Source organism: Pandoraea sp. PE-S2R-1 (genome assembly GCF_002179865.1).
GTDB lineage: Bacteria > Pseudomonadota > Gammaproteobacteria > Burkholderiales > Burkholderiaceae > Pandoraea.
Map to the genome: position 1 here is coordinate 148,497 of NZ_NGUR01000016.1, position 25,725 is coordinate 174,221.

Annotated in this window: 24 protein-coding genes; 12 read left to right on the forward strand and 12 right to left on the reverse strand. The window is 63.8% G+C overall.

Features of this window, described 5'->3' with window-relative positions; translation table 11 throughout:
- Nucleotides 1-98 precede the first annotated feature (98 nt).
- The gene (locus tag CDV44_RS23375) at nucleotides 99-2,177 is read left to right on the forward strand and encodes a hypothetical protein (RefSeq protein ID WP_087691000.1); all 2,079 of its coding nucleotides are present in this window, start codon (nucleotides 99-101) and stop codon (nucleotides 2,175-2,177) included.
- A gap of 41 nt (nucleotides 2,178-2,218) precedes the next feature.
- On the opposite strand, the gene CDV44_RS23380 is transcribed toward CDV44_RS23375, so the two are convergent.
- The 4 genes from CDV44_RS23380 to hemE all read right to left on the reverse strand — a co-directional run bounded on the left by CDV44_RS23380 (nucleotide 2,219) and on the right by hemE (nucleotide 8,119).
- Complete coding sequence (locus CDV44_RS23380; RefSeq protein ID WP_249277681.1) at nucleotides 2,219-2,566, reverse strand: sulfite:cytochrome C oxidoreductase subunit B; 348 nt, start codon at nucleotides 2,564-2,566, stop codon at nucleotides 2,219-2,221.
- Nucleotides 2,567-2,580: 14 nt separating this feature from the next.
- Nucleotides 2,581-3,921, reverse strand: coding sequence for a molybdopterin-dependent oxidoreductase (locus CDV44_RS23385; RefSeq protein WP_087691002.1), 1,341 nt, complete (start codon nucleotides 3,919-3,921; stop codon nucleotides 2,581-2,583).
- A gap of 201 nt (nucleotides 3,922-4,122) precedes the next feature.
- Nucleotides 4,123-6,654: a primosomal protein N' gene (locus CDV44_RS23390; RefSeq protein ID WP_087691004.1), complete on the reverse strand. Its 2,532-nt coding sequence runs from the start codon at nucleotides 6,652-6,654 to the stop codon at nucleotides 4,123-4,125.
- 394 nt (nucleotides 6,655-7,048) lie between these two features.
- On the reverse strand, nucleotides 7,049-8,119 hold the full coding sequence (gene hemE, locus CDV44_RS23395; RefSeq protein WP_305790819.1) for a uroporphyrinogen decarboxylase: 1,071 nt from the start codon (nucleotides 8,117-8,119) through the stop codon (nucleotides 7,049-7,051).
- Between the two features lie 341 nt (nucleotides 8,120-8,460).
- On the opposite strand from hemE, the gene CDV44_RS23400 reads away from it, so the two are divergent.
- Nucleotides 8,461-9,252 (forward strand): transporter substrate-binding domain-containing protein, encoded by a 792-nt coding sequence (locus CDV44_RS23400; protein ID WP_371328809.1) that lies wholly within the window; start codon nucleotides 8,461-8,463, stop codon nucleotides 9,250-9,252.
- A 41-nt stretch (nucleotides 9,253-9,293) separates the two neighbouring features.
- On the opposite strand, the gene CDV44_RS23405 is transcribed toward CDV44_RS23400, so the two are convergent.
- From CDV44_RS23405 to CDV44_RS23425, 5 genes are all read right to left on the reverse strand, one after another.
- A complete protein-coding gene (locus CDV44_RS23405; protein WP_087691008.1) occupies nucleotides 9,294-10,226 on the reverse strand; it encodes an alpha/beta hydrolase in 933 nt (310 codons plus the stop codon).
- Between the two features lie 84 nt (nucleotides 10,227-10,310).
- Entirely contained in the window at nucleotides 10,311-10,760 is a 450-nt protein-coding gene (locus tag CDV44_RS23410) for a CoA-binding protein (RefSeq protein WP_087691010.1), read from the reverse strand.
- 757 nt (nucleotides 10,761-11,517) lie between these two features.
- Nucleotides 11,518-12,309: a 2-oxo-tetronate isomerase gene (otnI, locus tag CDV44_RS23415; protein WP_087691012.1), complete on the reverse strand. Its 792-nt coding sequence runs from the start codon at nucleotides 12,307-12,309 to the stop codon at nucleotides 11,518-11,520.
- A 50-nt stretch (nucleotides 12,310-12,359) separates the two neighbouring features.
- A complete protein-coding gene (locus tag CDV44_RS23420; protein WP_141118795.1) occupies nucleotides 12,360-12,890 on the reverse strand; it encodes an energy transducer TonB in 531 nt (176 codons plus the stop codon).
- Nucleotides 12,891-13,017: 127 nt separating this feature from the next.
- Nucleotides 13,018-14,265, reverse strand: coding sequence for a dienelactone hydrolase family protein (locus tag CDV44_RS23425; protein ID WP_087691016.1), 1,248 nt, complete (start codon nucleotides 14,263-14,265; stop codon nucleotides 13,018-13,020).
- Between the two features lie 352 nt (nucleotides 14,266-14,617).
- On the opposite strand from CDV44_RS23425, the gene arsC reads away from it, so the two are divergent.
- Nucleotides 14,618-14,974 carry an arsenate reductase (glutaredoxin) gene (gene arsC, locus CDV44_RS23430; RefSeq protein ID WP_087691018.1) on the forward strand — a complete coding sequence of 119 codons (357 nt, stop codon included), beginning with the start codon at nucleotides 14,618-14,620 and terminating at the stop codon, nucleotides 14,972-14,974.
- A 105-nt stretch (nucleotides 14,975-15,079) separates the two neighbouring features.
- On the opposite strand, the gene CDV44_RS23435 is transcribed toward arsC, so the two are convergent.
- A complete protein-coding gene (locus CDV44_RS23435; protein ID WP_087691020.1) occupies nucleotides 15,080-15,862 on the reverse strand; it encodes an exonuclease in 783 nt (260 codons plus the stop codon).
- Nucleotides 15,859-16,515: an MBL fold metallo-hydrolase gene (locus CDV44_RS23440; protein WP_087691022.1), complete on the reverse strand. Its 657-nt coding sequence runs from the start codon at nucleotides 16,513-16,515 to the stop codon at nucleotides 15,859-15,861. Before CDV44_RS23440 ends, CDV44_RS23435 begins: the two co-directional genes overlap by 4 nt.
- A 246-nt stretch (nucleotides 16,516-16,761) precedes the next feature.
- On the opposite strand from CDV44_RS23440, the gene CDV44_RS23445 reads away from it, so the two are divergent.
- From CDV44_RS23445 to CDV44_RS23460, 4 genes are all read left to right on the forward strand, one after another.
- Nucleotides 16,762-17,364 (forward strand): septal ring lytic transglycosylase RlpA family protein, encoded by a 603-nt coding sequence (locus CDV44_RS23445; protein ID WP_087691023.1) that lies wholly within the window; start codon nucleotides 16,762-16,764, stop codon nucleotides 17,362-17,364.
- Nucleotides 17,365-17,908: 544 nt separating this feature from the next.
- Entirely contained in the window at nucleotides 17,909-18,838 is a 930-nt protein-coding gene (locus tag CDV44_RS23450) for an ABC transporter substrate-binding protein (RefSeq protein WP_249277692.1), read from the forward strand.
- A 168-nt stretch (nucleotides 18,839-19,006) separates the two neighbouring features.
- Entirely contained in the window at nucleotides 19,007-19,915 is a 909-nt protein-coding gene (locus CDV44_RS23455) for an ABC transporter permease (RefSeq protein WP_087691028.1), read from the forward strand.
- Nucleotides 19,916-19,917: 2 nt separating this feature from the next.
- Entirely contained in the window at nucleotides 19,918-20,712 is a 795-nt protein-coding gene (locus CDV44_RS23460) for an ABC transporter ATP-binding protein (protein WP_087691030.1), read from the forward strand.
- A gap of 152 nt (nucleotides 20,713-20,864) precedes the next feature.
- Here the strand turns inward: CDV44_RS23460 and rsmI are convergent, their stop codons facing one another.
- A complete protein-coding gene (rsmI, locus tag CDV44_RS23465) occupies nucleotides 20,865-21,749 on the reverse strand; it encodes a 16S rRNA (cytidine(1402)-2'-O)-methyltransferase (RefSeq protein WP_087691031.1) in 885 nt (294 codons plus the stop codon).
- 122 nt (nucleotides 21,750-21,871) lie between these two features.
- Here rsmI and CDV44_RS23470 point away from each other — a divergent pair, with 122 nt between their 5' ends.
- The 5 genes from CDV44_RS23470 to CDV44_RS23490 all read left to right on the forward strand — a co-directional run bounded on the left by CDV44_RS23470 (nucleotide 21,872) and on the right by CDV44_RS23490 (nucleotide 25,697).
- A complete protein-coding gene (locus tag CDV44_RS23470; protein WP_087691033.1) occupies nucleotides 21,872-22,225 on the forward strand; it encodes a YraN family protein in 354 nt (117 codons plus the stop codon).
- Between the two features lie 175 nt (nucleotides 22,226-22,400).
- Entirely contained in the window at nucleotides 22,401-22,988 is a 588-nt protein-coding gene (locus tag CDV44_RS23475) for a phosphoheptose isomerase (protein ID WP_058376488.1), read from the forward strand.
- A gap of 119 nt (nucleotides 22,989-23,107) precedes the next feature.
- A complete protein-coding gene (locus CDV44_RS23480) occupies nucleotides 23,108-23,881 on the forward strand; it encodes a BON domain-containing protein (protein WP_058376487.1) in 774 nt (257 codons plus the stop codon).
- 8 nt (nucleotides 23,882-23,889) lie between these two features.
- The gene (locus tag CDV44_RS23485) at nucleotides 23,890-24,375 is read left to right on the forward strand and encodes a hypothetical protein (RefSeq protein WP_141118796.1); all 486 of its coding nucleotides are present in this window, start codon (nucleotides 23,890-23,892) and stop codon (nucleotides 24,373-24,375) included.
- Between the two features lie 8 nt (nucleotides 24,376-24,383).
- Nucleotides 24,384-25,697 (forward strand): NAD(P)/FAD-dependent oxidoreductase, encoded by a 1,314-nt coding sequence (locus CDV44_RS23490; RefSeq protein WP_087691037.1) that lies wholly within the window; start codon nucleotides 24,384-24,386, stop codon nucleotides 25,695-25,697.
- Nucleotides 25,698-25,725 lie beyond the last annotated feature (28 nt).

Genomic DNA, 25,725 nt, shown 5'->3' on the forward strand with positions numbered 1-25,725 from the left:
CCGTACGAGCGACTCCCACAATGGCGAGTTTCAATGGGACTGCGATGAGGGTGACGCGGCTTCGACCGCGCTTGCATCGATTCGCGAGGGGTAAAACAATGCGGAGCAAACAACGGGGCGTGTTTCTGATCGGCGCCACGATAGCCGTCGCTGTCGTGGGATTGTTGATCGCATTTTGGGGCAGGCATCAGATGCAGCAGATGCGCATCGAGAAGGGGGAGCGGGTGGGTGAGGCGCTCAAGGTGCTGGGTAATCATGTGCAGGATTTCATGGTGCTGCACCACGGGGAGATCAAGAAGTTGTTCCGTGGTAACGAGTCGGGCATCTCGCTGACGGCTGCGGATGGCACAAATGTCGCGCTTACGGCAGGGAGCAACGGTCCGCTGCAAGCGAAGACCATCCGCGACCTGACGCCGGAAAAACTCATTCGGATTACAGGTGCGAAGGGTATCGGCGAATCGCCGCCGCTGCCGGACGCGCAGTATCAAATCGTCGTGTACTCGACCAACTGCGTGCGCGCGAGCGACGCATGCGACATCAACTCGGTGACGTATCTCACCAATCCAATCAAAAGCGCTTACTCGACTGATATTGACTGGACAGCGTCCGGTGCAGCGTTGACCAAACTCGGCGTACTGGGTGGCATATCGCATACGCAAGCACCCGACACGCTCCGCTTTCTAGATGGGAACGGCACCGTGCTCAATACGATTGCCAACCCAGCGCAGCCCGCCATCGCCGGACTGCTCGCCGTGCGAGGTGGCTATCAGACGAGTGCGCAGGATGCGTTCTTGCGACGCGACGGTACGCGAAAGATGACGGGCGATCTGGACATGGACACGAAGCGCATCGTGGGGGCGGGGCACATCGCTGGCGACGAAATAGTCGCGACTTCGGTGTCGGCTTCAAAGCGTCTTGTCGCTGGTTTTTCGGGAAGAAAGGCCGGTGATGCCGACGACATTCTCGTTAAAAGCATGCCCGGTGGAGTCATCGCGCAAGGCGACGTCTATGCAGGTCAAAACGTGACCGCCAAGGGCAACGTGATCAGTGAGAGCGGCAGTGTGATCGCAAAAAGCGGCGAGGTCAGGGCGGGTGGCGCCGTCGTCGCAGGTGGTGAGGTGACTGCAAACGGGGCGCGCATCGCGGGAACGCTGAGCGTCACCGGTTCACATGCCAACGTAACATTACCCGAAGGCGTGACGATCGACAGCAGGGGGGGCGCCATGGGTCTCTCTGCGGATCTGTGGGCATACGGTGATGTTTGGGCTCGGGAGAAACTTTGGTCTGAGGCAGGTGTTATCCGGCTTGATGGAACCGTCGGTGGACCATGCAAGGAACTGCCGAATGGACGAGGCATCGGCCTTAGCAAAGACGGCCGTGTTATGTCCTGTCAGGGGGGGGTATGGCAGTTGGGCAGCCTGCCGAAGGATTCGAGCGAGGTGCCCGGAGACATCAAGGACAAGATAGAAGAGGGTGCACGCGTCGGGTACGCGAAATGGGATGTCGTATCCGGGGTATTCAATTCGGGGAAGCACGGTAAAAATTTCAACGCGAACTGCAATTCACGAGGGACCATAGAAATCAAAAGCGGATTTGCGTGCCAGCTTGAAGTCGAGAAAAGCTACTGCAACTATCCTCCGCGCCTGCTCCGGAAAGACGCTTGGACGTACGGCAATTCCGTGTCCGAGTACACGTACGAAATCGCAAAAGCCGGCGCTGGATCCGGTGGTCCGGAATCGGGCCGTTACAGGATCACATGCCTGACACCCAAGGGCGCCGGCGTGGGGTATCGCATGAATGGGGGAGGAACTCACGCCAACGGCAATACCGGCTCCAACGCCGGTTCGCTCGCGACCTTGGGCGATGGTTGGGTCCGCGCTGCCAATGAGCAAGAGCTTGATCGGCTGATCCCTCATTCTCGCCACCCCGAACTGCTGGCGAACGTCACTATTGAGAAATTCCGGTGCTGGATCGGAGACGGCGGCGATACGTACAATCTCGATCTCGAACCGGATGGGCCTTGGGACTATTGCGAAATGGCGCCGGATGAAAGGAAGTACCACTGCGATCAGCCGAACCAAAGACGTGACCTGTATCGCGACGCAAATACTGGTGCCTGGATGATGCGCCTCAAACAACGAAGTGCCGGAGCCCGGTGCGTAAAGTTTGCCCGTTGACCCCGGAAAAAGTGTAAGTGGACTTCAATGTTCGTAACGCTTCACTTCCCTCCATCCGTCCCGTAAGTCTTGCCCAAATACTCCGAAATCAGCTTCACCTGATCTTCCGGAATCGGCGCGCCGTAGACCTTCACCATCTTCGTGACTTCTGCGCTCCAGAACGCGGCAGGCATCGGCGGCTGGCTGTTGATGTAGTCGACCGAGTGGCACATCACGCACCATGCGCTGGTTGCCTGATAGCCAGTAAGCGTCGAGGCTTTCAGTTGCGCCGTCTCCTGCGGCAACTTGATCTCAAGCGCGTGCGCCGCCGGGGTGGCCAGCGCGCCCAGCAAGCCGAACGCACACATCACGGGAGCGGCCAGACGGCGCGATATCTTCAAAGCATTCATGGTCATCTCCCGTCTCAAGCCGCAACTACGCGCACGGTCTCTACGCCGTTGCGCAGATACCCGGCCGGATTCCACAGCGATTGCAGCGGCTGCGCGACGCCCGCGCGATTCGTCGCGCGTACCTTCAGCACTTGCTCGCCGGCCGCCGACGGCGTGAACGTCGCCGTCCACTCGCGGAACGAATACTTCGACAACTCGTTGCCCAGCTTCGCCGCCTGCCAAGTCTGGCCGCCGTCGCTGGAGAACTGCACATCGCGGATGCCTTCGCCGCCATCGAACGCGATCCCGCGCACACGTACCGGCTTGCCGACTGCCACGTGTTGCCCATCGGTCAAATTCGTCACGAACGAGCGCACCGTGAAGCGCTCGATCGGCTTCGTCTTCTGTGGTGCCGTCCCCGGGGCGACGCAGTTGCAGTCGTTGTCGGGGATGCGATACGCCGTGGCCATCCAGAAGCCGTCGAACACCGTGTCGATCACCTTGATGTCGGCCAGATGCTTGACCCAATACGTGCCGTAGTACCCCGGCACCACCAGCCGCACCGGATAGCCGTTGAGCATCGGCAGGTCTTGCCCGTTCATCGCGAATGCGATCATCACCTCGCCATCCATCGCGTGATCGAGGTCGAGCGCCTTCACGAACTCGGGCGTCGCCGGAATGATCGGACGGTCGAGCCCCTCAAAGGTGACTTGCTTCGCACTGGCCGCGACACCGGCCTTTTCCAGAATTCGCTTGAGCGGAATGCCCTTCCAGCGCGCATTGCCCATCGCGCCATTGGCGATCTGCCCGCCGCCGACGCGCGGCTCGAAAAAGCCCCGGCTGTTGCCCGAACACTGATGCACGGCCACCACTTCGACCGGCGCGCCGAAATCCTTCTTCAGCGATGCGAGCGAAATTTCGAGCGGCTTGGTGACGCTGCCGCTCACGCGGATGCGGTGCTTCGCAGCATCGACGTCGGTCGGGATGCCCGCGAGGTGATACCGCACGAAGAACGCGTCGTTCGGTGTGATCAGCCCGTCGTTGAAGACTTCGAACGGCGTTTCCAACTGCGGTGGCCGAGCGGTCAGGCGGATCAGCGGGCGCTTTTGCGGATACGCCACCAGTTCGCGCTCGCCATTGGCAAACGGCAGCGTCACCGTCTGCGGCGCACTGACGGCGGCGAGGGTATCAAGCGCACGGCCGGCGAGGCTTGCGCCCACACCCAGCGCACCGGCGCGTCGCAAGAAGCGGCGGCGAGAGGTGGCGGCGATCGTTGATTCGGAAAGTTCTGCCCACGTAGATGGCGTGGACGCGGAGGATTCGGGCAAAGCAGAAGCGAGGGCCGTGGGGGCGGCGCTGGGGTCGTGCGACTTCATCGGAAGGTCTCCTGTAGACGTTCTTATCGTGCTTCAGGGTGACGCGGCAGCGCGGTGAAGCTTGTGATGTGTTCGTGCGCGCTGCGGTGATGCGATGCGTGCTCTGGCGCCGCGTGTGGGGACGTGACGCAGGGCGAAGCATGCCCGCATCGTCGGAGATTCTTCCGATGATGTCAAATTTTCGGAACGTTATATACCGATTTATATTTCGAGCGGATCGACTTCGAGGTGCCAGCGAACCGGCGCCTTGAGCGCGCGCAGCCCGGCCATCCAGCCCGCAAGGAATCGTTGCAGAGCGCCGCGATGCGGGCTTTCCACCACGAGCTGGGCGCGGTCGGTGCCGGCGATGCGCACCATCGTCATGGGCACGGGGTCCCAGAGGGAGATGCGGGGATCGTTGAGATCGGGACCGGCGGCAATCTCGCGCGCCTGCTTGAGAAACGCCATGGCGTCGTCGAGCTTGCGGGCTTCGGCGCGCAGCAGCGCCTGATGCGTATACGGCGGCAACAGCGCGACGCGCCGTTCCTCCAGTTGCTGCGCGGCGAACCCCGCGTAGTCGTGACGCATCAGCGACCCGAAGAGCGGATGCGATGCGTAGCGGGTCTGGATCAATACGTCGCCGGGGCCGTCGGCCCGTGCCGCCCGGCCAGCGCGCCCCGCCACCTGCATCAACTGGGCGAACAGACGCTCGGCGGCGCGGAAGTCGTGCGAGAACAGCGCGCTGTCGGCGTTCACCACGCCCACGAGCGTCACGTTGCGGAAGTCGTGACCCTTGGCGACCATCTGTGTGCCGATCAGGATGTCGACTTCTCCCGCGTGCACCTGTGCGAAGAGCGCTTGCGCGCTGCCTTTGCGGCGCGTGCTGTCGGCGTCGATACGGGCAAGCCGCGCGTCAGGGAAGTGCTCGGCAAGCGCTTCTTCGATGCGTTGCGTGCCTCGTCCGAGCGGTGCGAGATCCTGATTGCCGCAATCGGGGCAGGCGTGCGGAATGCGTGACTCTGCGCCGCAGTGGTGGCAACGCAGGCGGCGCTCGGGCTTGTGCAGCACCATGTGGGCGCTGCATCGGCGGCAGTCGCTGACCCAGCCGCACGCATCGCAGTTGAGCACTGGGGCGTAGCCGCGGCGGTTCAGGAACAACAGGCTCTGTTCACCGGCTTCGAAGCGGGCCTTGATCGCCGCGAGCAGCGTCTGCGACAGGCCCTCGTGCACGGTGCGCTGACGCTTGCGCTCGATGTCCATGTCGATCAGCGATACACGTGGCAGCACCGCGTCGGGGGTGGCGCGCTCCGGCATCGACAGTCGCACGTAGCGGCCTTGCTCGGCACGCCGCCAGCTATCGAGCGACGGCGTCGCGGAGCCGAGGACGACCGGAATGCGCAGCCGGTTGGCGCGCCAGATGGCGAGATCGCGGGCGGAGTAGCGCAGACCTTCCTGTTGCTTGTACGACGGGTCGTGCTCTTCGTCGACGACGATCAGGCGCAGATGCGGCAGCGACGCCATGACCGCGAGGCGTGTGCCCAGCACGATGCGGGCTTCACCGCGATGCGCGGCGAGCCAGTGCCGTGCGCGCTCGCCTTCGGCCAGCCCGCTGTGCAGGGTGACGAGCGTCTCGTGCGGAAAGCGCGAGCGGAACACCCCTTCGAGCTGCGGCGTGAGGTTGATTTCCGGCACGAGAACAAGCACCTGCGCGTCGCCTTCGCGCAGCGCTTCGGCGACGGCGCGCAGGTAGACCTCGGTCTTGCCGCTGCCGGTCACGCCGTAGAGCAGGAATGGGGCGCAGGCGGGCGTATCTGGGGTATCGGGCTTGTCGGTCTTGTCGGCGGTGCCGGGGGCGTTGCCGGTGTCATCGCCGGACGAATCTGTTGTGTTGGCCGTGTCGAGTGGCCGTGCGCCGGACGACAGCAACGCGTCGTGGATGGCGGCGACGGCATCGGCCTGCCCGGCGGTGAGCGTCTTGTTGCCCGGCAATGCGGGGGCGATTCCGTCAGGTGAATCGACGGCGTCGGCCGAAAAGCGGTCGCCGGCGTCGGTCGCTATGTCATCCGAAACGTCTTCGTCGTCTTCCCTTACTGCCTCATGGAACGGCACAGTCTCCACCACAACCCAGCCCGCGGCCGCCCACTGCTTGAGCACGTCGGCGGCTTTGGCGCAGAGGGCGCGGGCTTCATCGGCGTCGAGCGTCCCGGCTTGCGCCAGTCCTTCGGCGAGCCGTCGCTGCGCGCGCAGCCGGGCAGGGACGTTCTCCATCAACGTGTCGAGTGCGCCGTCGGCAATGCGATAACGCTGCACGCCGCGTTGGGCCAGCAATCGCGACCAGCGCATCGGCGTGCGCAAATGACCGGGAATGGCCGGCAACGCCACTTCACCGATGCCGCGCTGGTAATACCGCGCGGCAAAACGCATCAGGTCGCGCCACTCGTCACCCAACGGGGGCAATTCGTGCCAGACAGACGTCACTTCCCGGAGCTTGGCCGGGTCGACTTCGCTGCGCTGCGTCATTTCCCAGACGATGCCCACGACTTGCCGTCGTCCGAACGGTACCTGCACCAACTGCCCCGGGCTGGCGGCCTGGTCGAGGCGATAGTCGAACAACGTGAGCAACGGGGTATCGAGCGCGACGCGGGCGATGGCAAACGCACCGGCGCCGCCGCGTGACGCGGCCGCAGCGGCCCCTTCGTCGGAGGACTCCGGCGGAAGGAGGGACGGTTCGGGGAGATCGTCGGCGCGGGTCAAACTTAAAGTGAATCCTGAGAAGTTCCGATAAACCCCGGATTTGAGTCGGCTTTCCGGTAGCCCGAAACGCTTGTGGATAACTATGTTGAGAACTGTGGGGATTATCTCCCGGCAGCCTCGCCGCGCGGGCCTGACATCGCGCGGCACCGTTTCTCTGCGTGAATCAAAAAGGCTTTTTGATCAATAGCTTATGAGCGGCGTCGTAGGGTGCTTCAAAGTGCGAGACAGTTGCGGCGGCGCAGCGAGAATTTGTGCATAAGTCTTTGGGACAACTCCGCAAATTGGAGGGGTTATTCGACCCGTTTCCCCTTGACTTTGCCAACGTGTAACGGCGGTCGGGTTTGCAGGGCAAAATGCCCCGCGAACCCGCGCCGCCACGTGGCGGCACCTGTCATTACACCGGCTGGCGCAGCTTCCGGCTGTGGCTATGCACTTCGTCGACGAGTGCCGCGACGTGATCGGGCGACGTGAACTGCGAGATGCCGTGTCCGAGATTGAAGACGTGACCCGGGGCGTTGCCGTACGCTTTGAGCAGACGGCGGGCTTCGGCGCGAATGGCGTCGGGCGAGGCGAACAGCGCGGTCGGGTCGAAATTGCCTTGCAGTGCACAACGATCGCCCACGCGCTTGCGCGCCGCAGCGAGATCGACGGTCCAGTCGAGGCCGATGGCGTCGGGGCCGGTATCGGCAATGGCTTCGAGCCATTGGCCGCCGCCCTTGGTGAACACGATGTGCGGAATGCGGGCGCCGGCCCACTCACGATGCACGCCCGCGAGCGCTTTCTGCATATACGCGAGCGAGAAGCGTTGATAGAGTCCATCGGCAAGCGCTCCCCCCCAGGTGTCGAACACCATGATGGCCTGTGCGCCCGCTTCGATCTGCGCGTTCAGGTAGGCGCTGACGGCTTTGGCGTTGGTCTCGAGGATGTGCGTCATCAGGTCGGGACGCTCGTACATCATCGTCTTGACCGTGCGGTAGTCGGCCGAGCCCGAGCCTTCGACCATGTAGCACGCCAGCGTCCACGGGCTGCCGGAGAAACCGATCAGCGGCACACGGCCTTGCAGCGCGCGGCGAATCTCGGCGACGGCGTCGAACACGTAGCGCAGGCTGTCGAGATCGGGAGCATGCAGGCGGCGCACATCGTCTTCGGTGCGCAGCGGGCGCGCAAAGCGCGGGCCTTCGCCGGCTTCGAACGACAGACCGAGGCCCATGGCGTCGGGAATGGTCAGGATGTCCGAGAAGAGGATGGCCGCGTCGAGCGGGAAGCGCTCAAGCGGCTGAAGCGTGACCTCGGTGGCGTAGGCGGGGTTCTTGGCGAGCGCCAGGAAGCTGCCGGCCTTGGCACGGGTCGCGTTGTATTCGGGCAGGTACCGGCCCGCCTGGCGCATGAGCCAGATCGGCGTGTACTCGGTCGGCTGGCGCAGCAGGGCGCGCAGGAAAGTATCGTTTTGCAGAGCTTGGGACACGTCGAGGCGGTGGTATCTGAAATTTGGGCAAGCGGCTATTTTACTCGGGTATCCGGGGCCCGGACGCTTGGGGCGCTGTTATGCCGCGCATAAGTGCCCGCGGGCGGCACATCTGTTGCGTAGGGATCGATGTCGCGGGCATGCCCCGATTGGCGGCGGCGCCCACTCTCTTTACTATGGCGGCACACTTTGTGGCGCCGCTTCGGGAGTGACTTCGGGGCGATCCCAGAAGCATCCTCAGAAGCATGCTCAGAAGCGACCTCAGAAGTGACGCCAGGCACACGATCCGCAACAGACGGATCGCCCGGAAAGATAACGATCAGGAGACAAGCATGAAAGGCATGATCGCGGCCGCCTCGGTGGCCCTCATGGCAATGACGGCGCTCGCCGCCAATACGGCACAAGCCCAGTCGGCAGGTGCCGGCGCCCCCTCACGGCTCGACGAGATCGTGAAGTCGGGCACGCTGCGGGCCTGCGCCACCGGCGACTACAAGCCCTATTCCTATAAGCGCCCGGACGGTCAGTTCGAAGGCATCGACGTGGATCTGGTCGCCTCGCTCGCGAAGTCGCTCGGCGTGAAGCCGGAAATCGTGCCGACCAGCTGGCCGAAGCTGATGGACGATTTCACGGCAGGCAAGTGCGACATCGTCGTGGGTGGGGTCTCGGTCACGCTCGACCGTGCCCGCAAGGCTTACTACAGCCGAGTGGTGATGGTGGACGGCAAGTCGCCGATCGTGCGCTGTGCCGACGTGGCGAAGTATCAGACGCTCGCCGATCTGAACAAGCCGGGCACGCGCGCCATCGCCAACCCGGGCGGCACGAACGAACGCTTTGCCCGTCAGTTTCTGCCGAATGCCACGCTTACGATCTATCCGGACAACGTGACGATCTTCCAACAGATCGCTGACGGGAAGGCCGACGTGATGGTGACCGACTCGTCGGAAACGCTGCTCCAGCACAAGCTGAATCCGGCGCTCTGCCCGGTGAACCCCGACAAGCCGCTGCAATTCGGCGAGAAAGCCTACCTGCTGCCGCGCGGTGACGACGTGTTCAAGAACTACGTCGATCAGTGGCTGAATCTCGCCCAGAAGACCGGCGAATATCAGGCGGTGGTGGATAAGTGGCTGAAGTGAGCTGATTCGGCGGGCTTTTTCAGCCCGCCTTTTCCATCCGCTTAACCCAGCCAGTCGCGCAGACGCTGTGCGGCGTCGTGCATCACGAGTCTCGCCTGCGGCACATACGGTTGCAGGCGAGCGAAACTGTGGGTCAATCCTGCGGCTTCGATCACCTCCGCCCGGCCACCCGATTGCGCCACGAAGTGCGCGTACTCGACCGCTTCGTCATGCAGCGGGTCGTACTCGGCGGCAATGACCAACGTGTTCGGCAGCGGATGCTTGGGGGCCTCGGCCGTCAGGTTGACGCGCACGTCGCTTTCCTTCGGCTCGGTGCCGTTCAGGAACTGCTTCCAGTACCAGCGCATTTCGTCCCGGGTCAAACCGACGCCGTCCGCCAGACGCTCGTAACTCGGGGTGTCGAATCGATACTGCACCACCGGATAGATCAATAACTGCGCACCCACGACGCCCGGGTGCTGGTCGTTGAACCACGCTGCCGCCTGCGCCGCCAGATGCCCGCCGGCACTGTCGCCTGCGACCGCCAGACGATCCGGTGACACGCCGAGCCGCACGCGCTGCTCCGCCGCCCACGCCAGCGCCTCGCGGGCATCGTCGACCGGGGCTGGGAACGAATGCTCCGGCGCCAGCCGGTAATCGACGCTCAACACGGCGACATCGCCATCCTGCGCAAGAAACGCGGCCATCGTGCCGTGCGTATCCACGTCACCAACGACCCAGCCGCCGCCATGGAAGAACACGACGAGCGGCACTTCACGCCCGACCGGACGGTAGAGCCGTGCACGCAAACTGCGACCGGGCAACGGAATCTCGAAGGTCTCGCTGCGCAAGGCGGCGGGCAACGGGCGCAGCGCCTCGTTGGCCACGGTAGCGAAGCGGGCACGGATTTCCTGCGGACTGGCGGACCCCGGCAGCGCAGGGTACTTGCGCGCCATCAGGTCGTAGTAGGCAAGCAGATCGGCATCGATGGTCATGGCAGCGGACAGTGTGTGGAGTGAACGGGCGGGCGCTCGTGTGGCGTCTGGGTGACTCTTTCGTCGTCTTGCTGGGGGCTATGACTAACCCGCGCCAAGCATCTGCCAGCGCTGGTGTTCGATCTTGACGCAGCGATCCATCACGACATCGAGTCCGGCCGCCAATGCCGCGGCGGCCGCGTCGTCGTTCTCGATACCCAACTGCATCCACAAACTGTTGGCGCCGATGGCGACGGCTTCCTCTGCAATGGGCGGGATGTCGGCGCTACGCCGGAAACAGTCGACCATCTGAATCTGCACCCCTTCGGTGCGTAACGCATCGGCCGCCTCGATGAGGCTGGCGTACACGGTCTCGCCCAGAATGGGCTCGCCGCTGTCGGCTGCCTGTGGGTTGACCGGCACGATGCGGTACCCGTGCTGCTGCATATAGCGCGAAGTGGTGAAGCTCGGGCGGTCAGGCCGCGGCGATAAGCCCACCACCGCGATGACGCGGTCGCGCGCAAGGATCTGTGCCAGTCGTTCGATGGTTTCCATGCGGGGTCGGCCGGTCCGGCCGGTGAGTCAACGGTTGGACTGCGAATTGGGATGGCGTTCTATGCTGCCACGCACAAAGACCGAACTTAGCACATTGACGCGCAGGACGTGAAACCGGGGCTGGCGACTGCCGAGAGGGGCGGCGTCACTCGGAGACGTTGCCGACTGGTGATCGGGGATGACGCACTATTAGATGAGTTACTCAGGACGACGAATCAAGTGACGAATTCGGTGTTACGCGTCAAACGCTTGCCGGACAAGGAGAGTGATGCCCGTTTTCGAGGCGTTTTCGGGCCGAGGTGTTACAACCTGAAACACTTTGTTACCCCTCGCCTCAGACGTTTCAACCACAATGCATCTCAACGCTGAAGTGCTTATCCCCCGGTAACACGGCAGCGCGACTGTATCGGCAACGAGCGTCCCCCGGCGCGATTTGCAAGCTGGTTCGATACAGTGCTCCGAATCTGGTCTCCTCGCGCTAACCCCGTAGCGTGTGGTTTTGGCGGGCCCAAGTGTCCCGCCATTTTTTTGTCCGAAACGTCCTACATCTTTTCTCACCCGTTCTCCGACACACACGTAAAACACGTGGGTACGCGCTCGTCTCGATGCGCTGAATTGCGTCATGCAAACGGTGTCTTTTGCCCTCGCTGTCATCGCGCGTCACAGAAATGCTTCGCCATCCGAGTGAAATTCGGAAATCGATTTATCCCTGCGTAATTTGTCGAACAAATCGTTGGCTGCGTCGCCGGTGGCTTCGTCAGCGTGCGGCACTGCGCAACCACGGTTTGAGCCAGCCAAGGCCCGCACGCGTTTCGCCCTGCGGACGATATTCGCAACCGATCCAGCCCGCGTAACCCAGTTCATCCAGCAACCGGAAGAGGAAGGGATAGTTGACTTCGCCGGTGTCGGGTTCATGCCGCGCAGGCACGCCCGCGACCTGCACATGCCCGATATTCGCGATGTGCTGGCGCAACTTCATCGCGAGGTCGCCTTCGACGATCTGACAGTGATACGCGTCGAACTGCACTTTGAGGTTGCTGGCGCCGACTTCCTGACGAATGGCTTGCGCCTGATCCTGTCGGTTGAGGAAGTAGCGCGGGAAGTCGCGCGGATTGATCGGCTCGATGAGAATGGTCACGCCGTGAGCGGCCGCTTGTTCGGCGGCATAGGCGAGGTTGTCCAGATAGACGGCCCGGCATTGCTCGGGCGACTGCGAAGCGTCGGGGCAGCCCGCCATCACGTGCAGCTGGCGGCAACCGAGCGTGTCGGCGTAGTCGAGCGCGAGTTCGAGTCCGTCACGAAACTGCGCTTCGCGTCCGGGCAGCGCGGCGAGACCGCGCTCGCCGCTGGCCCAGTCGCCACCCGGGGTATTGAAGAGCACCTGCGTGAGGCCGGCGTCGTCGAGTCGCGCGCGCACCTCGTTGGCGGGGTGCTCATAAGGAAACAGGCATTCCACCCCACGGAAGCCATCGGCGGCGGCCTCGCGGAAACGTTCCAGAAACGGGACTTCCTGATAAAGCAGGGTCAGGTTCGCGGCAAATCGCGGCATGGTCAGACTCTCCGTCGCGTGAAGCGGATGGGCATATGCCCGTCACGATATCACTGGCCGTCGACCTGAGGCGCGGCCACGCTACGAACCTGAAACCGTCCGTCATTATTGAAAAGCCATGTCTCGACGGCGCGCACCCGGCCGCTGCTGTCGACCAGTGCGCGGCTCGGCGCCGGCAACGGACTCGCCCGGCGCAAGCTCGCCACCGCAATGCGCTCGGCCTCGTGATCGCCGTTGCTGCGATACAGCAGCACTTGCGTGATGTTGCCGTTGCGATCGACCCAGTATTCCAGCGACACGACGGAGCGCAGCATCGGCTGCGGATTGCCCGGGGTGATCTGCTTCGCGTTGACTTCGGTCACGCGCTGCGCGGCGGCGATCTTGTATTGATCGAGCGCGGTGAGCGGCACGTTGCCGGGCGTGAAGTCGAGGACGAGTGGCGACTTGGGGGCGAAATCCGGATTGGCGCAACTGGCCAGCATTGCGATGCTTCCGATCAGGCTGGCCATCAGTCCGCTTCCGGAGGCCAGCCGGGAGGCTGCGCGAAAGCGACGCGCATTAGGAGAGGATTCGGTTTTCATGGGCGTCTCCTGCCAGATCAGCGACGCTTCTTTGTCTTGCCACGTCCTGCTATCCGGTGGCCGCCGCAAACGCGATATTCAAACCTCGAAGCCCGCGACGGCCACCGTGAATCACCTGCGGTCTTGCCTAGTGCGGCCGGGTACCGAACGACCAGTTCGGCATCAGCGTGTTGGACGGCAGATTCTCATCCTGCAATTTGCGCGCCGTCTCGATGCCGGCGACCGGCAACCCGGTCGGATCGAGCAACCCGATCTGTACGAGCACGCTCGCCTGATCCCAATAGATATGTTCGTGTTCGAGCTTGCCGCCCCGGAATCGCACGATGGCCACCAGCGGAATCTCGACACGGCGTCCGGTCGGTGCCACGCCCGGCAGCATCCAGTCGACCGGCGTCGTGTGCGTGAAGCAGAACAGCAGCTCATCGACCAGTTGGGTCGCACCGATGGTGCGCGAGATCGGCACCAGCTTGGTATCCGGCGGGTTGCTGTTGACGAAGTGATTGCGATAGAAGTGCGCGAGTTGCTGATGGCCGACTCCGCCCGTCATCGTCGGAATGTGATTGACGTAGGGCTCGTCGACCATGGTCTTCATCAGCGGATCGATCTCGCGAATGGCGAATTCGTACGCGCAGTGCGTTTCCCACAGGGAGGCGAAATCGAAATGCGGACCGATGACCCGGCGCAATGCGCCGATGGTTCGCTGGTGCGCAAGCTGGTTCGCCGACCGGTTGAAGTGCTCGCCGGGCCGGGCAAATGCGTGATCGGCGTCGGGGTACGCATATAGGGTGACGTTGGGGTGTTCGCCCAACTGAGCATTGAGCGTCTCGCGAACCTCGGCCGGGGCATATTTGTCGAGTTCGGCAATATGCAGCACGAGCGGCGGATGGTCGCCGGCGAGTTCTTCCACATGCTGCTCCAGCCCGACGCCGTAGTAACCCACGGCGACATCGGCGCTGGTGCGCGTGACGGACAGTGCGGCGAGTTTGCCGCCCAGACAATAGCCGACCACACCGACACCGCCCACGCATTCGGGCAGCGCGCGCACGGCATCGACGGTCGCACCCACGTCTTCCATGCCGAGATCGACGTCGAAACTCTGGAACAGCGCAAACGCCCGCTGCCAGCCACCCGGTGAGTAGTCGAGTTCGATGCCCGGCTCGATGCGCCAGAACAGGTCGGGGGCCAGTACGACGTAGCCCTCTTCGGCGTAGCGGTCGGCAAGTTCGCGAATGTGCGCGTTCACGCCGAAAATCTCCTGACATAGCACCAGGCCCGGGCCCTTGTTGTTGCCGCCCTTGCTCGCGTCGGGTAAGGCGAGATACGCCTGAAAGGTCTTGCCGTCGCGCGACTCGATGCTGATGAAGCGTCCTGCCATGTCACTGTCTCCTGAGGGGCCGGATCGTGCCGCAGACAGCGCTCATCGCCTAGCTTAGGCGGTGCACGCGCGCTGCGCCGCGCGGTAAACCCGCAGCGGTGCGGCCGGGCGCGCAACCGTGCCTGTCAGAGGCAAGGGCCGGGCGCTGCCGTCGGTTCGATACGCGGACATTACGGTGAAGTTGCGAGGTAATGATCGGGTGAAGCGGATCAGGTGATTCCGATTAGGTATTGCGGGTCAGTTACTGGGTCTGTGCTGTGACCTCAGTAGCGGCATTCGACGATACCATGCATACTCGGAGCGCACGTTCGAAGGGTGAACGTTTGCCTGTTTTTGACGCATTGGAGTGTCCATGATTACCGTGTATCACAACCCGCGCTGCTCGAAGTCGCGCGAAGCGCTGGCGCTGGTGGAAGGCTCGCCGGCCGTGGGCGGCAGCGATCTGCAAATCATCGAATATCTGAAGACACCGCCGAAGGCGGCAGAACTCAAGCGCCTGCAAAAACTGCTGGGCGTGCCCGTGCGCGAAATGATTCGCAGCAACGAGACGGAGTACACGGAGTTGGGGCTGTCGGACAAAGAGTTGACCGACGATGAGTTGCTGGCGGCGATCGCGAAGCATCCGAAGCTGCTGCAACGGCCCATCGTCGTCAACGGCGACAAGGCCGTGATCGCTCGTCCGCCGGAACTGGCGAACGAGGTGCTGTAAGTGCGATTTAAGGACGAGGTGTCTTAGGTCAGCTAAGTCAGCTAAGTCAGCTAAGTCGGCAGGAGGGGGGGGGCGAGGTCCCCCGCAGTGCGACGGCGCAATGGCTCAACGTTGCGCCGTACTGTCCTTCTCCGGGCCCGCCTCGGCGGCCGGGGCTTCGGTCGATTCAGCCGCCGCCGCCGCCACTGTCGCTGTTGCCGCTTGTGCCGCCGCCGAACCGAACACCGGCTTGTCGGCATTGGCCGTCAACCCGGCGCCCTGCCATTCGGGCAAAGCGGCCAGCGTCTTCTGCTGTTCGCGCAACTCCGCCAGCATGTTGCAGAAGAGGGCGCCCTGTTCGAGCGCGTCGTCGAGCGCCACGTGCGTGTGCGGCAGCGGGTCGAGCCACACCTGCGGCAAACGCGGTTTGATGCACTTGCGATACGGCATGCCCGTCATCGCGAACGCCAGCGTCTTGATGTCGAGCGCCGACCACGAGAACGGGCAACGGCCGACAAAACGCATCATGTACCAGAACATGAACGTGAAATCGAACCCCGCCGGGTAGGCGACGAACACGGGCTTGCCCGGCAGCTTCTCGACCCACTTCACGTACGCCTTCAGCGCCTTGGCCGGATCTTCCGGATCGATGCGGCAGGCCGCCCACGCTTCGGGTTCGGTCTTCCACCACTTCATCGTGAGCGGATGTCCCTTGGCATCGGGCAAAAATTCCAGATTCGCGCTGAAGGTGCCGATGAGCTCCTTGTCGGCCGTGTAGGCCGCCGAGGCAAAGCTCAGCATCGAGTGCGGGCCGGGAATCGGGCCGTCGGCCTCGACGTCGGTGCTGACAAAAATTTCTTCGTCGACGGGGATGATGCGCGACGGCACGCGGGAGACGGCGGTGCTCATGCGCCGCTCCGGGCGAGCACGGCGTCGGCCACGTACGGATTGGTCTCGCGCTCCTGACCGAACGTCGACACGGGGCCGTGCCCCGGGATGAAGGTAACGTCGTCGCCCAGCGGCCAGAGCTTGTCGCGAATCGATGCGATCAGGTCGGCATGGTTGCCGCGCGGGAAGTCGGTGCGGCCGATGGACCCGGCAAACAGCACGTCGCCGACGCTCGCCAGCCGCTCATCGGCCGAGAAGAACACCACGTGGCCCGGCGTGTGCCCCGGGCAATGAAAGACATCCAGCGTGACGTCGCCGAACTTGACGGTATCGCCGTCGCCCAGCCAGCGGTCGGGCGTAAAGCTCTGCGGCTCGGGAAAACCGAAGCGCGCGCTCTGGGCTTCCAGTTGATCGATCCAGAAGGCGTCGTCGGGATGCGGACCTTCGATGGGCACGTCGTATTTGGCCGCCAGTTCGCCGGCACCGCCGCAATGGTCCAGATGGCCGTGCGTGAGGAAGATCTTCTCGAGCGTCACCCCTTGGCGCTCGATCTCGCCGACGATGCGGTCGATATCGCCGCCCGGGTCGACCACGGCGGCCCGTTGGGTCGCGTCGCAGACGAGCAGCGTGCAGTTCTGTTGGAAAGGCGTGACAGGAATCAGGGTGACGTTCATGAGGTATCGGGGACGCGGTTTTCGCTTATTGTAAGTCGGGCAGGGGGCTCGCCGCCTGCACAGCGACGTACTCAGAGCGCGCGAATTAGGCGATGCCTAGCCGAAATCGCCCGCCGGGCGGGGGCTTCGGGCGTTACATCGCTTTTGCGTAACGCTTTGTAAACAAGCCACGCCATGTAAGTGAACGCTCGCTGATGGGTTGACTTTGACGGCGTGTTAAACTTGCGGGCTATGCGAACACGCGACATGCTCACACGGTTCGCGGTCGGCTGCGCCCTCGCCCTGACGTTGACAGCCTGCACAACGCCGCTCGAACCACCCAGCCAGACGGCTGCCGCCCCCTCGGCGACAGACGTCCGTACGCGCTCGCGTGAAGCCAACGCACCCGTTGGCTCAAGCTTCGATCTTCACTGGCCCGGCCGGGCCTACCGTAACGAAGGCCTGAACCCCGGCGATCCGAACGCCCCGGACCGCGATGGCGAAGCTCGCCTGCGCGCCGATGCGGGCACGTTCTACCAAACCGGCACGGCCTCGTGGTACGGCAAGAAGTTTCACGGCCGACGCACTGCCACCGGCGAGGCGTTCGACATGAACGAACTGACGGCCGCGCATCCCACACTGCCGCTGGCAAGCTTCGTCCTGGTGCGTAACGTGGCCAACGACAAGACGGTGGTGGTGAAGATCAACGATCGCGGCCCGTACACGCGTAATCGCATCATCGATCTCTCCTACGGCGCCGCCAAACAACTCGACTTCATTCGCTCGGGCCACGCGAAGGTTGAAATTCGCCGCTTGTCGCGTAGCGAAGTCGCCGCGCTCGGCCTCGACCAAAGTAATAACGCGCCCTGAGCGCCGGGTTTCGCCCGCGTAATCTCCTCGCTGTATTCCCCTCGCGTCATCCGTTCTTCGCGGCCCATGCCGGTGCCTGCGGACAGCATGCCGTCTCGAATTCGAATCGGACGCGTCTTAAAAAGTGGGACGCCATCGGTCACCTTCTGACGCGAATCGCGTAACGCGTCCCGGTTTTTTCATCGCGAACTGGCCGTTTCGGCGTATCTCATTGGCTGAACGCTTCGCATGAATGTGCGCGGGTATGAATACACGCGCCCGAATCGACTAATTTTTTTCCGATTGCCGCACAGTTCTGCCAGTGTTTGGGCGCAATCCGATATGTGGCGGGCCTCGCCATCGGTTGCGTTGGCAACCGTTGTTCGCTGCTGGGGATGTGGGTAGACTGTGCCCCACGCGCAGGTGCACGCTTTAAGTGCATCCGAATGAGGCCCGCAGAGACCCGGGCACGGCGCACCTTTCAAAAAGCAATCCTGGAGGAGTTTTGATGTCGACCATGGGCAAATACGCCAAGCGCACCCTGTTGTGCGCGGTGGCCGCAACGATGTTGGGGACAACCGGCGCCGCATTCGCGCAGGATACGAAGTCGGTGGCCGTGCTGGCCATCGTGGAGCACCCGGCACTCGACGCCATCCGTGACGGCGCGCGCGACGAACTCAAGGCTGAAGGTTTCGAAGCCGGCAAGAATCTCAAGTGGGAATATCAAAGCGCACAAGGCAACGTGTCGACCGCGGCGCAGATCGCCCGCAAGTTCGTCGGCGACAAGCCGGACGCGATCATCGGCATCGCCACGCCGACGGCTCAGGCTGTCGCTGCCGCGACGAAGAGCGTGCCGCTGGTGTACTCGGGCGTGACCGATCCGGTCGCTGCACAACTGGTCAAGAGCTGGGACGCCTCGGGCACCAACGTGACCGGCGTGTCGGACAAGCTGCCGCTCGACAAGCAGGTGGCGCTCATCAAGCGCGTCGTGCCGAACGCCAAGCGCGTGGGCATGGTGTACAACCCGGGCGAAGCCAATTCGGTCGTGGTCGTCAACGAACTCAAGAAGCTGCTGCCCGCCGCGGGCCTGACGCTGGTTGAAGCCGCTGCACCGCGTACCGTCGACATCAGCTCGGCGGCCAACAGCCTGGTCGGCAAGGTCGACGTGATCTACACGAACACGGACAACAACGTCGTGTCGGCTTACGAGTCGCTGGTGAAGGTTGCCAACGATCGCAAGATCCCGCTGGTGGCGTCGGATACCGACAGCGTGAAGCGTGGCGCCATTGCGGCACTGGGCATCAACTACTACGATCTGGGCCGTCAGACGGGCAAGGTGGTGGTGCGCATTCTGAAGGGTGAAAAGCCGGGTGCGATCGCTTCGCAGACCAGCTCGAACCTGGAACTGTTCGTCAACACGGCGGCCGCGGCCAAGCAAGGCGTGACGCTGTCGGACGATCTGGTGAAAGAAGCCAAGACGGTCATCAAGCAATAACGCGAGCGTGATGCCGGTGTGGCGGGCGAACGGCCTGCTTTGCCGGTGAGCGACAGGGCGGCGCCCGGACATGACCTGTCCCCGCCGCTCTTTTCCGCTTGAGTCCCCCCAACGGCGCGCCTCACCGAGACCCGGTGCGGATCGTCTTGTGTAGTGGAATTACGAAAAATGTCCCTTTTTTCTATGATGGGCGCCCTGGAGATCGGCTTGATCTTCAGTCTGGTGGCGCTCGGGGTGCTGATCTCCTTTCGCATCCTCAATTTTCCCGACCTGACCGTTGACGGCAGCTTTGCGCTCGGCGGTGCCGTTGCCGCAACGTTGATCGCTGCCGGCACCAATCCGTTTCTGGCCACAGCCGGCGCGATGGCGGCGGGTGCCACGGCCGGTTTCATCACGGGCTGGCTCAATGTGCGCCTGAAGATCATGGATCTGCTCGCCAGTATCCTGATGATGATCGCGCTCTACTCGGTGAACCTGCGTGTGATGGGCGCACCGAACGTGCCGCTGATCACCTCGCCGACGGTCTTCACGATGTTGTTGCCCGAGAATGCCCCGCAATGGCTGCCTGACTTCGTGCTGCGCCCGCTCATGCTGCTGGTCGTGGTGGCGGTGGTGAAGCTCGGCCTCGACTACTTCTTCTCGTCGCAACAGGGTCTGGCCATGCGCTCGACCGGTGTGAATTCGCGCATGGCGCGCGCACAAGGCGTGAACACGGGGCACGAGATTCTGGCGGGGATGGCGTTGTCGAATGCGCTGGTGGCCCTTGCCGGGGCACTGTTTGCGCAGTCACAGGGCGGGGCGGATATTTCGATGGGGATCGGTACCATCGTGATCGGTCTGGCGGCGGTGATCATCGGCGAGACGATCTTGCCGGCGCGACGGCTCATTCTCACGACGTTGGCGGTGGTGGTCGGAGCGGTGTTGTATCGCTTCTTCATCGCGCTGGCGCTCAATAGCGATTTCATCGGTCTGAAGGCGCAGGACCTGAACTTGGTGACGGCCTTGCTCGTCGCGGTGGCACTGGTGTTGCCGGCCACGCGTCGCAAGCTGTTTCCGCGCAAGAACGGGGGTGCCTGATCATGTTGAGCGCAAAAGACCTGAAGATCACTTTTAACCCGGGTACGCCGATTGAAAACCGTGCGCTGCGCGGCATGTCGCTGGACATTCCGACGGGGCAATTCGTGACGGTGATCGGTTCGAACGGGGCGGGCAAGTCGACGTTCCTGAACGCGATCAGTGGCGACTTGATTGTCGACACGGGCACGATTTCGATCGACGGCAACGACGTCACGAAGAAGACGGCGTGGCAGCGGGCGAGTCAGGTGGCACGCGTGTTTCAGGACCCGATGGCGGGCACCTGCGAGGCGCTGACCATTGAAGAGAACATGGCGCTGGCGGTGAAGCGCGGCGAGAGCCGCAGTTTCCGGCTGGCGTTGAACAAGCCGTTGCGCGAGCGGTTCCGCGAGAAATTGAGTCTGCTGAATCTGGGGCTTGAGAATCGACTGTCGGACCGTATCGGCCTGCTCTCAGGCGGTCAGCGTCAGGCGGTGAGCCTGCTGATGGCGTCGTTGCAACCGTCGCGCATTCTGCTGCTCGACGAACACACGGCGGCGCTCGATCCGAAGACGGCGGCGTTCGTGCTGGAACTGACCGCGCGTATCGTGCAGGAGAGCAAGCTGACGGCGATGATGGTCACGCACAGCATGCGTCAGGCGCTGGACTACGGCGACCGTACGGTGATGCTCCACCAGGGCAAAGTCGTGCTGGACGTGGCGGGCGAAGAGCGCAAGGGGCTGGACGTCCCCGACCTGCTCCAGATGTTCGAGCGCACCCGCGGCGAACAACTCGACGACGACGCGCTGCTGCTGAGCTGACCGGCCGATTAGCAAATCCGCAGAACGAAAAAGCCCGCTTCGGCGGGCTTTTTCTTGGGTGGGCCGATGGGGAGTCGCCAGAGGCCTCCTCGGAGTATTCCGAATTGGAAGCGGGCCTGCCGCTCCCGTAATTCCCGCAAACGCTCAGCGGATCAGCCGTTCTTCAATGCCAGCGCACGTTCGTACAACGCGTTCTTCGGCGCGCCCGTAATCGCAGCAGCCAGCTTGGCGGCGCTTTTCGTCGGCAGTTCTGCGACCAGCAACGCGAGCACGCGCTGCGCTTCGGCATCCACGCCATCATCGGTCGTACTGGCCGCCGCACCCGACACCACCAGCACGAACTCGCCACGCTGACGGTTGGCGTCCGCTTTCAGCCACGCTTCGCCGTCGCCCAGCGCGCACTCGTGAATCTCTTCGAAACGCTTGGTCAACTCGCGGCCGATCAGCAGCTTTCGCTCCGCCCCGAGCCCCTCGGCCAGTGCGGCAACGGTCTCGACGATGCGATGCGGGGCCTCGTAGAACACCTGCGCTGCGGTGGCGCCCGCCAACGCCGTGATCGCTTGCGCGCGCTGCTGCGACTTCGATGGCAAGAAGCCGACGAACGTGAACGTTTCCACCCATGCGCCCGCTACCGAGAGCAGCGTGATGATCGCGCTCGCGCCCGGCACCGGCACCACGCCCAGCCCGGCAGCACGCACTGCATCGACGAGCCGCGCCCCCGGATCGGAAATCCCCGGGGTGCCGGCGTCCGAAATATAAGCAATGCGCTCGCCTGCCCGCAAACGCTCCACAAGCCGCGTCGCCACGGTGTTCTCGTTGTGTTCGTGCGCCGCAATCAGCGGCTTGTCGATGCCATAACGCTGCAACAACTGCGCGCTGTTGCGCGTATCTTCACAGGCAATGGCGTCGGCCATGCCGAGGACATGCAGGGCGCGCACCGAAATGTCCGCCATGTTGCCCAACGGCGTGGCCACGACATAGAGCGTGCCGACAGGGTAGTGCTGACCTTCGGCCAGCGACATCAAGCGCTCGTCCATCTCAGCAGCCTCCCGCCGTCGGTGCGATCACGTCGCAAGTTGCATGAAGCGGGCCAACGTCGCAAACAGCGGCGCGCGGCACGGCGAAGACGGAGCACATCGGGGTACAGATCGGAACAACCATGTCGAATCAGCTTGGAGAATCGTTTGAAGCCCGCGCTCAGGCGATGCTGGAGCGCCGCGGCTGGCGGCTCGTCGCGCGCAATTATCGGTGCCGCGGCGGCGAAATCGACCTCATTATGCGCGATCGCGCCGGGGTGCTGGTGTTCGTCGAGGTGCGCGCCCGCCGCCGGGCGGACTTCGGCGGGGCCGCCGCGAGCATCACACATACCAAACGCCGGCGGCTGACGCTTGCGGCGCGCCACTATCTGCTTAGGCGCCCGGCCGGGCGCTGCCGCTTCGACGTCGTCGCTTTCGACGGCCATCCCGCCGTGGTCAGTTGGCTGCCCGACGCCTTCCGCGCCGACGAGGTGTGACGCGGGTATGACGAAACCCGGCCGGGCGCGCCCTGTTACACTTGCGAAAGTGCCGTCTCCGAGCGTCCTCGGGCTTTTCCGGGATTTTCAGGGTGACGGCTTTGATCGTCGGCCATGCAGGGACACTGCGCCCAGACCGGGCCGACAGCTTTTGCGACACCCTGGCTCAACGACCATGTCGATCGAACGAATTCAACAACACTTCACGGATAGCGTCGAAACCAAGCTGGCCGCGCGCGACGTGCTCGCCGACCCCATCGCCGCCGCCGCCGAGGTCATGTTCAACGCGCTGTCCAACGGCAACAAGATCCTCGCCTGCGGTAACGGCGGATCGGCAGCCGATTGCCAGCACTTCGCCGCCGAACTCGTCGGCCGCTTCGAGCGCGAACGCCCCGAACTTCCCGCGATCGCACTCACCACCGACTCGTCGATCCTGACCGCCGTCGGCAACGACTACAACTTCGACGCCATCTTCTCCAAGCAGGTGCGTGCGCTCGGGCAACCCGGCGACATCCTGCTGGCCATCACCACGTCGGGCAATTCGGGCAATGTGCTCGCCGCCATCGAGGCTGCACACGAGCGCGAGATGCACGTGATTGCTCTGACCGGCAAAGGCGGTGGCAAGGTCAACGCCGTGCTCGGCGAACTGGACGTCCATATCTGCGTGCCGGCCGATCGTACGGCCCGTATTCAGGAAGTTCACCTGCTCACCATTCACTGCCTGTGCGACCTGGTCGACGCGATGCTGTTCGGCGACGCGTGAACCTAATGTCATCGTAAGGCGTCAAGATCATCACGCACACCAGTCCGCGGGGGCGGGCGGTGTCGGCAGGGGACGGCGGGGGCCGGCCCGTTCGACCCATCCAACAAGGAGAATGCCCGATGAGTTTCCAACGCGCAGTCAGGCCGCTGGTAGCGGCTGCGTTGATCACAGCAACCCTGGCCGGTTGCGCCCCCATCATCCTCGGCGGCGCTGCCACCGGGGCACTCGTCGCCACGGACCGCCGCTCGGTCGGTGCGCAGACGGAAGACCGTGAAATTCAGGTCAAGGCGGAAGCCAATACCGCCAACACGCTGACCGCCGACGCCGTGCATGTGAACGTGACCGTCTTCAACCGTCGCGTACTGCTGACCGGAGAAGTGCCGGACGACGCTACCAAGCAACGTGCCGTGGACATCGTCAAGCAGATCAGCAACGTGCGCGGCATCGTCGACGAACTCGCCATCGCACCGAAGAGCTCGTTCGGCTCGCGCTCGAACGACGCGTGGATCACCAGCAAGGTCAAGGCGAACCTGATCAACACGAAGGAAATCTCGGCCAACGTGTTCAAGGTGGTCACCGAGCGCGGTGATGTTTATCTGATGGGCCTGGTTTCGGAAGAAGAAGGCCGCATCGCCGCCAACGTCGCAAGCCGTATCGATGGCGTGCAGAAAGTCATCAAGCTGTATGAGTACGTGAAGCCGGAAGAGGCGCAACGTCTGTCGACCGAAGCGCAGAAGAATCCGGCCCCGGCGCAGGGTGACGACAGCAATGCCGCCACCGTGACCACGACCCCGATCGGCACCGATACCGTGACGGCCAAGCCGTTGGCGACGCCTGCACCGATCAGCGACGCGCCGATCAAGCCCGGTCCGTCCACGCGCACGGGCAACTGACGTCGCGAATGGCGCGGATTAGCGCACAGCACCCGGAGGGTTCGAACCGCCGGCATCGTCTTTGGGCGATGCCGGCGCTATTCATTCTGGGCACGCTGGCGATCGGGCCGATGGCGACGGCGGCACCGTCAACGCAGCCCCAACCCGACTGGCAAGCCCGTGACTGGGCGATGGCCTGCATGAGTTGCCATAACGCGGCCGCCCCGGTGAGCGCAGGCAAAAACGCGTTGTCGAAGCTCGAAGGGCGTCCGGTGGCTGAGCTTGTCGCCGCGCTGCAAGCGCTGCGCAACGCGAAGGGGGATGGGGCCCGTCCTGCCACACTCATGCCGCAGCTCCTCAAGGGCTATCGCGACGACGAGTTGCAACGCATCGCGGCTTACTTCGCTGCACAGCCCATTGCGCAGCCGCTTCCGCCATCTCAATCTCAGCCGCCTGCCCGGTCTCGCGCGGCGCCCGTCAGTCCGGCGCCCGAAGCGGCGCGCACTCCCCAATAGGCCGCGCCATGCATCGTCGCGACTTTCTCCTTGGCATGAGCTCGGTGGCAGCGCTGACCGGCATGTCCGGCGCGTTTGCCGCGCTGCCCGGATCTGCCGCCAATCCATGGGTCACGCCGATCAAAGGGCGCGCCCGTGTGGTGATCATCGGCGGTGGCTTTGGCGGTGCGACGGCGGCCAAATATCTGCGCATGCTGTCGGGCAACACCGTCGAGGTGACGCTGGTCGAGCCGAATGCGGCCTTTGTGTCCTCCCCGTTGTCGAATCTCGTCGTTGGCGGCAACCTGCGCGTGAGCGACCTCACGGTGCCCTATGACCGCTTGGCCGCCCGCCACGGCGTGGTCTGGCGACGTACACGCGCCAGCGCCATCGACGCCGCGCGCAAGCAAGTGCAACTCGCCGACGGCAGCCGTCTCCCGTACGACAAGCTGATCGTGTCGCCCGGCATTGCGTTGCGTCGCGATGCCATCGCAGGCTTCAACGACGCCACCGTTCGCGAGGCGTTGCCCGTCGGCTGGACGGATGCACGCGAGAGCGCCGCGTTGCACGCCCGCTTGCAGGCGATGCCCGAGGGCGGCGTCTTCGCCATCACGATTCCCGAAGCACCGTTCCGCTGCCCGCCCGCGCCTTACGAGCGCGCCTGTCAGGCCGCCGCATGGCTCAAGCAACACAAGCCGCGCGCGAAAGTGCTCATCTTCGACGCCAACGATGAGGTGCTGGCCGAAGCCGAGCAGTTTCACGAAGTCTGGCGTACCGAGTTCGCTGGCATCGTCGAGTACCACCCGCAGTTCAATTGCACGGAAGTCGCGCTGGACGGCGCGAAGCAAATCGCCCGCTTCGAGTTGGGTGAAGAGGTGCGCGCGGATGTCCTGAACGTCATTCCGCCGATGCGTGCGGGCGACATCGCGACCGCGAGCGGACTCGCTACCGCCAACGATCGTTGGTGCGACGTCGATTTCCTGACCTTCGCTTCGACGGCGCAACCCGACATTCACGTACTGGGCGACGCCGTACAGATCGCGCCGCAAATGCCCAAGTCGGGCCACATGGCCAACCAGCACGGCAAAGTGTGCGCGGCGGCCATCGTCGCGACGCTGGCGGGCCGCCCGGTCAACCCCGAACCGCTCTATAGCAACACTTGCTACACGTTCGTCTCGGCAACGCAGGCCATGCACGTCGCAAGCGTTCATCGCTACGACGCGGCGCAACGCACCATGCTGCCGGTGCCCGGTACAGGCGGGGCGTCGCCACATGCCAACCGCGACGAGTTCGCGCTCGGGCTCGCGTGGGCGCAGGGAATCTGGGCCGACATGCTGGCCTGATGCGCCACCCGGCGGTATTTCGTCCTGC